Origin of the sequence: Bacillus cereus group sp. BfR-BA-01355, from assembly GCF_022663675.1 — a bacterium.
Lineage (GTDB): Bacteria > Bacillota > Bacilli > Bacillales > Bacillaceae_G > Bacillus_A > Bacillus_A thuringiensis_S.
In genome coordinates, this window is sequence record NZ_JAKUFY010000186.1 from 1 (window position 1) to 5,748 (window position 5,748).

The following is a 5,748-nucleotide window of genomic DNA, read 5'->3' on the forward strand; positions in this document are numbered from 1 at the left end:
AATATATCAACGATTCGACAAGGAATATCGATTTACCGACAAAAAACGTCAATTCCTTTCTTATATAAGAAAAGGCTGTCCCAAATGGCACAGCCTTTTTCTCTATTCCTGAACCGTCACAATAACCCCATCCATATTGTTACCGGAAATTTCATACTGCTTGTTTGCTGGAACGTTCACTTTCGTATTCTCAGAAACTTTATAATAAGAAACAGTATATTTCTTACCTTCTACTTCAGTTGAAACCTCTTTTTCCTCTTTTAAAAACTCTAAATATTCCTCTAGTGTAAAATTCTTTTTTTGCATAATTGCGCTATGAGGTAGGCCGACATAACGGATATGCCATGGCTCATATTGAATTCCAGTAATGTTACTTTTATTTTTCGGATAACGTAATACAAAGCCATGCTTCCATACGTTCTCTTCAATCCATTTTCCTTCAGGCGCTTTCTCCATTTTTTTTTGAGTAGACCCAATGTCCAGTGATAATCCTAAATTATGTTCACTGTATCCTGCTGGAAGTGCATAATCAGATCCCATTTTTTCATATAGCTGTTTTTGCTCTTGGAAATCTCTATAACCACTACTAATCAAAAAATGGTTAACACTTTCTTTTCCAGCCGCATCGACAACGTTCAAAAACTTTTTCACAACATCCTTTGATAAACGAAGATTTCTATCAAATATTACATAGCCTCTTACTAATTCACTATTATGATTTATATTTATAATATCAGACCTAATACTATCTTTTTTTACTGGATAATCCCTGTTAACTAATAATAAATCACCCTTATAAATTTGTTCCTTCGTAATCTCTTTCCTCTCAGTGTTTGCCGCCTTTACTAGCTCATCTTTCCCAACAATTTTAACATCGATTTCCTTTTGAAATAAAGGTGATATATAAACGCCTACACATACTGTGCATGCTATAAAAAAAGAAATAAATACCCACTTTTTCATTTCTAGTTCCTCCTTAACGTAACTTACGTATAGAATAGAAAAAACTATTAAAATAAAAAGTGGGGTAAAGTTTAAATTTTTATTAAATTGTTACATTCTCGTCTTTTGGCAATCGTACTTCAAATATCGTTCTAACTACATTGCTTTCAGCAGAAATCGTACCATTATGCTGCTCGACAATATTTTTCGCAATGAATAGTCCAAGGCCTGTCCCGCCACGGTTCTCAGTTCTCGCTTTATCACCTGTGTAAAACATATCAAAAAGATACGGTAAATCTTCTTCTGGAATGCTATCTCCATAATTCATAATTTGTACGACAACTTCTCTATTATCAATATACCCATTCATATCAACAAATTGCCCATCATATCCGTAACGAACGGCATTTGTTAACAAGTTTTCAAATACTCTAGCTAACAATTTTCCATCACCGTGCATCGGTAAATGAGGGTCCACATTCAATCTAGCTTCTAAATGATGTTTTTCTAATAACGGATACAATTCCTCCTCTAACTGTATAAGTAACTCACTTATATCAATCGGCTTTTTATCCAGCTTTAGCATGCCATAATTCATACGTGTAATTTCAAATAGCTCATCAATTAAACTTTCCAGTCTTTGCGATTTTGTATATGCAATTGTGGAGAAATGTTTAATTTGTTCTTTTGTTAAATTTTCATCTTTAAGAATTAAATCTAAATATCCTAACACGGATGTTAATGGCGTTCTTAAATCATGAGCTAAATTTACAACAAGCTGATCTTTACTACTTTCAGCAAAATCTCCTCTTTCAACAGCTTCTTTTAACTTTTCACTTGCAACATTTATTTCACGCGCGATATTTCCAAACTCATCATTTGATGAAACTTGAACTTTATTCGTAAAGTTACCGTTCGCAAGATGATGAATCCCATTAGAAATTTCATCAAAGTATTTTAAATACGGTTTTGTCAAAAAGAAGAAAAAGATAATAGACAACGGAATAAAGAAAATTAAAAAGAAGTTAATGTCTCCAAATTCCCTTACCATTGACCTAAATTGTGCTAAAGGCTCTTCGTAGCGAACCATTGTTTTATAATACAGCTGCAATCCTTTATAAATTATATAAGTTACAGTTGCTGCAAGCACCATACTTAACGCAAATAAGGCAATCATTTTAAATCGAAAACTTTTCATCATATTAGCCATTGAAAGTATAACCTACTCCCCACACTGTTTTTATTAATTTATCCTTTCTTTTATCTTCTCCAAGTTTCTTCCGCAAAGTACGAATATGTACCATTACTGTATTTCCACCTTCATAATAATCATCCGCCCATACGTGCTGAAAAATATTTTCCACATTGTATACTTTCTTCGGATGACTCGCTAATAAATATAAAATATCGAACTCTTTCGGCGTTAATTCAATTTGCTCACCATACACATCAACCGTCCTGCGCTCAGGATTAATTACGACTCCGCCTATTTCTAAAGCAGATTTACTCTCCGCTACTTTCGGTTGATTTAACGTAAAAAACCTACGCAGTTGTGCATTTACACGTGCAACTAATTCTATCGGTGTGAAAGGCTTCGTCATATAATCATCCGCACCTAGTACAAGACCTGTCACCTTATCAAAGTCCGAAGTTTTCGCGCTTAAAAAAATAATTGGCATATGATGTTTCGCGCGAATTTGACGCGTCACCTCATAACCATCCATTTTCGGCATCATAATATCTAAAACTACCAAGTCGATTGGCTGCGCTTCAATAATATGAACCGCCTCTTCCCCATCCGCTGCTTTCACAACATGGTACCCTTCTTTTTCTAAATGTATCTCTATTAAGTCAGCAATTTCCGCCTCATCATCAGCTATTAAAATTGAAATGCGCTTCATTTTACTCCCCCTTTTTCATTCCATTTTTATACGCTCGATTGTAAACTAGTCTATCCAATTTGTACAATACGAAAAGGCTACTCGTTACAGTAACCTTGGTAAATAAAATTATATCAGCGATTATTGAAATATATCGACTTACCGACAATGAACGACAAAATCCTCTCGCTACTTGCGGGCATCCTAATGAAACTTCCATTTACCGTTCAAACACAATCCGCTGCTTCGTGATTTCCGCCAGCCTTCCGCGATCTACTTCATACTCAGCATCAACGCTTTGCGGCACCATCACTTTCCCGCCCTCAAGCGTCACTTCCGGTGAAATAATATCCCTCTGCCAATGTCTACTAGAAGCAGATATGTCGCCTGGAATCGTAAAGTTAGGTAATGAAGCAAGAGCAACATTTTGCGCTCGTGAAATCCCCATCTCCACCATACCACCGCACCAAATAGGTATGTTATGTTCCATGCAATAATTATGAATTTGAACCGATTCTGTTAATCCGCCCACTCGCCCTGGCTTAATGTTAACGATGCGGCAACTACCAAGCGTAATCGCAACGCGCGCATCTTCTAAACTATGGATACTTTCATCTAAACAAATCGGCGTTTCAATCTTCTTCTGCAGCTGTGCATGATCAAGAAAATCGTAGTCCGCTAACGGTTGTTCAATCATCATTAATTGGAATTCATCTAGTCGTTTCAGCCTCTCCGTATCCGCTAATGTATACGCTGAATTCGCATCTGCCATTAGCGGGATACTCGGAAACTCTTTACGAATCTCTTTCAATAATTCGTAATCATGCTCTGGCTTTATTTTCACTTTAAAACGCTTGTATCCTTCTTCCGCGTACTTCTCTATTTGTTTTAACATAACCGGAATTGTATTGATCCCAATTACAACGCCGACTTCAATTTCAGGGCTAGCTCCTCCAAGAACTGTCGCTAGCGATTTCTTTTGACGCTTCGCATATAAATCCCAAATAGCCCCCTCTATTCCGGCTTTTGCCATTCGGTTTCTTTTTATATGTTGAAATAGACCCGGTACCTCATTCGGATGAGAAATTTCAGCCTTTAATAAATCAGGTAACAAAAAGTCTTGCAGTACATGTAGTGCTGTTTTCACCGTTTCTTCCGTATACCACGGTTCAGAAAATGCAACAACTTCCCCAAATCCGATGTACCCGTCTGTATCCTCTAATTCAATAACAATACTCTCACGCTTTTCGTAAGTCCCGTAGCTCGCAGCAAACGGGATTACGAGTGGCATTTCCGTTATATACAGTGTCGCTTTTTTTATTTCCACTACATCTCCTCCACTAATTGTCTTAACTCTCGTCTTAACAATTTTTTCGAAGCGTTACGTGGTAATTCCTCTAAGAAACATGCTTTCCTCGGTACTTTATATTTCGCTAATTTCTCCTCGCAAAAATGAAGAATTTCTTCTTCTGTTATCTCTCTACTTTTCACAACAAAAGCAGCTGGCACTTGTCCCCATTTATCATCAGATATACCAACAACACCGGCTTCCGCTATTGCCGGATGAGAGAGTAACACTTCTTCAATTTGAGCTGGGTATATATTCTCTCCGCCAGAAATAATTAAATCGCTGCGGCGGTCTAATACGTATAAAAAGCCTTCTTCATCTAGATAACCGAGGTCACCCGTATGAAGCCATCCGTTTTGAATTGTCTCACGCGTCGCATCTTCACGGTTAAAATAACCGCCTGTTACGTTCGGTCCTTTTACTACAATTTCGCCCTCCGCATGTGGCGGCACTACTACGCCGTCCTTTTCAATACGAAGTTGGCACTGAAATAATGGTTTTCCAGCCGAGCCAACTTTCGTTAACATGTAATCCGCTGATAACGTACAAATTTGAGAAGACGTTTCTGTCATACCATACGTTTGATACACAGGGATTCCTTTTTCCACACACGTCTCTAATAACGGTTTCGGCGCGGGTCCTCCGCCAAGTAACATGCATCGTAAAGAAGCTGGATATGTCCCTTCTCCAAGTCTCTCTAATAAATCAGTTAACATTTTAGAAACGACAGAAATAATCGTAACGCCCCTCGTTTGAAGTGCGTTGTGAATAAAATCAGCATCATATTTCGGAACGAGTAAAATACGCATACCGTACATAATATTTTTCATTAAAAGAGATAGCCCACCAACATGGAACATCGGCATACAAGCTAACCAGCAATCATCATCACGAAGTCCTAAATTAAGCGAAGAACCGACTGCGCTTGCCCAATGATTACCGTATGTTAAAATAACGCCTTTCGGTTTTCCTGTCGTCCCAGACGTATAAATAATTGTCATCGCTTCTTCTAAAGAAAATTCTTCTTGTATAGATGCTTCTACCTTCAGTCCATGCATCACTTCAGCGAATGAATAGACAGGAACATCATTAGCATCAAACTGTTGATCCGTCACTAAACAAACAACTTCAGCATCATCCATTTGCCAAAGTAGCTCTTCTCTTGAAAGACGTGTATTTAGAAGTACAGCTACTGCACCTACGTAAGATAGGGCGTGAATAACTGTAATCATCTCCATACCATTTTTCATCAGAACAGCCACCTTTTGCCCTCGCTTCACTCCAACATGCGTGAGGTGTTCACAAACAGATACTACTTTTTCATGTAGCTGCAAGAAAGTAACTTTCTCTTCCTCTATTTCAATTGCAGTGCGATCTGGTGTTAAAAATGCACGCTGCATTAACCAATTAGGCATCGTCTCCATTACTCATTCTCCTTTCATGAAAGAAAGAGACCTGATATGACATCAAGTCTCTTAGTTGTTTTGTTTCCGGTTTGATCTTATCCAACTGCAGCGGCTAGAACAGTCGGTCGTTTCACGCCTTCCTACGAGGCAAAAAGCGCCTCTTCGTCAGGAG

General features: G+C 38.0%; 5 protein-coding genes. All 5 read right to left on the reverse strand.

Going from position 1 to position 5,748, the window contains the following annotated elements:
- Positions 1-102 precede the first annotated feature (102 nt).
- Positions 103-963: a D-Ala-D-Ala carboxypeptidase VanY gene (locus MR167_RS30000; protein WP_000759400.1), complete on the reverse strand. Its 861-nt coding sequence runs from the start codon at positions 961-963 to the stop codon at positions 103-105.
- 82 nt (positions 964-1,045) lie between these two features.
- On the reverse strand, positions 1,046-2,152 hold the full coding sequence (locus MR167_RS30005) for a sensor histidine kinase (RefSeq protein WP_098437777.1): 1,107 nt from the start codon (positions 2,150-2,152) through the stop codon (positions 1,046-1,048).
- Positions 2,145-2,843, reverse strand: coding sequence for a response regulator transcription factor (locus tag MR167_RS30010; RefSeq protein ID WP_000822507.1), 699 nt, complete (start codon positions 2,841-2,843; stop codon positions 2,145-2,147). The genes MR167_RS30005 and MR167_RS30010 overlap by 8 nt, the downstream gene beginning before the upstream one ends.
- Positions 2,844-3,042: 199 nt before the next feature.
- A complete protein-coding gene (gene menC, locus MR167_RS30015; protein WP_242316129.1) occupies positions 3,043-4,149 on the reverse strand; it encodes an o-succinylbenzoate synthase in 1,107 nt (368 codons plus the stop codon).
- Positions 4,149-5,594: an o-succinylbenzoate--CoA ligase gene (locus MR167_RS30020; protein WP_063675919.1), complete on the reverse strand. Its 1,446-nt coding sequence runs from the start codon at positions 5,592-5,594 to the stop codon at positions 4,149-4,151. Before MR167_RS30020 ends, menC begins: the two co-directional genes overlap by 1 nt.
- Positions 5,595-5,748 lie beyond the last annotated feature (154 nt).

What these genes read in the sequence shown, in the direction of transcription:
- MR167_RS30000 (WP_000759400.1), bottom strand. Translation starts at nt 963, where the DNA reads ATGAAAAAGTGGGTATTTATTTCTTTTTTTATAGCATGCACAGTATGT.
- MR167_RS30005 (WP_098437777.1), bottom strand. Translation starts at nt 2,152, where the DNA reads ATGGCTAATATGATGAAAAGTTTTCGATTTAAAATGATTGCCTTATTT.
- MR167_RS30010 (WP_000822507.1), bottom strand. Translation starts at nt 2,843, where the DNA reads ATGAAGCGCATTTCAATTTTAATAGCTGATGATGAGGCGGAAATTGCT.
- MR167_RS30020 (WP_063675919.1), bottom strand. Translation starts at nt 5,594, where the DNA reads ATGGAGACGATGCCTAATTGGTTAATGCAGCGTGCATTTTTAACACCA.